The sequence below is a fragment of the Frankia sp. CcWB2 genome (genome assembly GCF_977927585.1).
The window spans coordinates 25,041-26,875 of record NZ_CDWRCM010000009.1 but is presented as its reverse complement, the minus strand read 5'-3'; the positions used below and the strand labels follow the sequence as shown (position 1 = coordinate 26,875).

At 65.5% G+C, this 1,835-nt stretch carries 2 protein-coding genes and 1 other RNA gene; 2 read left to right on the top strand and 1 reads right to left on the bottom strand.

Annotated elements, in window-relative coordinates; all coding sequences use genetic code 11:
- Positions 1–14: 14 nt before the first annotated feature.
- Entirely contained in the window at positions 15–368 is a 354-nt protein-coding gene (locus ACY45C_RS02260; RefSeq protein ID WP_462186019.1) for a VOC family protein, read from the bottom strand.
- Positions 369–585: 217 nt separating this feature from the next.
- On the opposite strand from ACY45C_RS02260, the gene ssrA reads away from it, so the two are divergent.
- Together ssrA and ACY45C_RS02250 are read left to right on the top strand one after the other, a co-directional pair.
- Positions 586–959: a transfer-messenger RNA gene (gene ssrA, locus ACY45C_RS02255) on the top strand.
- A gap of 510 nt (positions 960–1,469) precedes the next feature.
- Positions 1,470–1,835: group II truncated hemoglobin (locus ACY45C_RS02250; RefSeq protein ID WP_462186006.1), on the top strand; the 366-nt coding region annotated here is incomplete at its 3' end.

Below are 1,835 nucleotides of genomic sequence, written 5' to 3'. Positions count from 1 at the left end.
AAGCGCGCAGTTCGTCATCGCTGTCGCCAACCTTCAGTCCGAAGTGGTACAATCCCACCCGCCGGCCCTGGGGTATGGCCGCCGCGTCCTCGCCGACCTCGATGAGGAGCAGCTCGTGGTGGGTGCGTCCGGAGGAGAACGCGGCGGCGGGGGCCCGCAGTGGGTTGCCGTCCGCGCCCGCCGGGTCGGGAAAGATCCCGCCAGCCGAGTACGTCCCGGTAGAAGGCGCTGGAACGCCCGATGTCCCGGACGTAGAGGACGAGATGTCCCAGTTCCTTGATCTCCACGGTGATCTCCCGAGGCGCTGGTCGTCTGGTAGCCGTTATCCATACAACAACTCCGTACAACGGCGTTGCCCGCGACGGCATGCCCACGGGGCCCGGCCGCCGTGACGCGCGCCCGCCACGGCCCGCCGCATCGGAAACCCGTTGGTACGCGGGGTGCCCGACGTGGGAACATGGAGCTGGCGTCCGAGCGTTGGATGCAGTGACGCGCGCGATGGGCCGGGTTGGCAGGAGCGTCTGTCGGCTGGTGCTGGCGCCCCCGTCGTGCGGTATGCTAAAATGCCATAACTGATCCGAACTTGGGGGTGACCGGCTTCGACTCCGGACGTCGAGGCAGGGGAAGCGGGCCGAGGATGAGCGGTTATCTCGTTAACGATCCGTTCAGAACAACAGCTGCCAACAAGACGCAGCCCACTACCCCCACTTACGCGCTCGCCGCTTAAGAGGGACTAGGTAGTCGTCAGTCTGGGAGAGCCTCCGGCCCAGAATCTGACGTCGCTAGGAGGATCACCGGCTGACCCGGTCGCGGGGTCGGTCGGGACATCAAACAGCGACTGAGCCTATGTCGGCTTGCCTGCGTGTCCGACGGGGCTGAGAAACAAGTAGCAGGATGCGCCCGGAGAAGCCCTGTGTCGGGGCCGGAGGACGCGGGTTCGATTCCCGCCACCTCCACCACGATGCGTAACAATGCCCTGACCTGAATAAATAGGTAAAAGCTATGAGATCTGATGATTTATCGAATAGAAGACGTCCAGGTCGGGGCGCTGATCGTTTGGTTCGATTCCTCGAACGTACCGGCGGACCTTGGTTGCGGAGCGTAGTTTCGGGGATCGGTCGGCAACGGCATTGCAGATCTCCGCGTCGCCGGAGCGTCTGCTGCGCGATGCGCCACAAAGATCATCTGCATGCCCTTGGTGGACCGCCGTGTGACTCGGACATCGTGTGTGGCGGCCAGCGGCGGCGTCGCTGGCGTTCGGGCAGATCCCGGTAACGCGCCTGAGCAGGTCGGCAGGTAGCACCGATGACGCCGACAATCGCCTCTCTCGCCCCACCGAACGGTGACACCCACTGGTGGTAGTCGCGTCACGCAGTGGCGGGTCTGTGCAACTTTGCGCAGACCCGCCACGCCTCCCCTGGCTACGTTGCCGTCCCAATCGGCATCCGACGCGGGGGTTAGCTGCGCTCATGGCCACCATGTTCGAACACGTCGGCGGCGAACCATCGCTGCGCGGTCTCGCCGAGCACTTCCACCAGGCGGTGGTGGCGGACCCGCTGCTGCGGAGTCTGTTCGAGTACGGAACACCACACCACACCGACCACCTGACGGCCTTCCTGGTCGAGATGCTTGGCGGGCCCTCCCGGTACTCCGACGAGCTCGGCGGGTTCCTCAGCCTGATGAAGGCGCACCTGGGGCTGCGCATCACCCCCGAGCAGCAGGATCGGTTCGTCACGCTCATGCTCGCCTCCGCCGACGCGGTGGGGATGCCCTCCGACGAGCGGTTCCGCACCGCGTTCGAGGCGCAGGTGCGTAAGGCAGCGGGGTTCACCGTC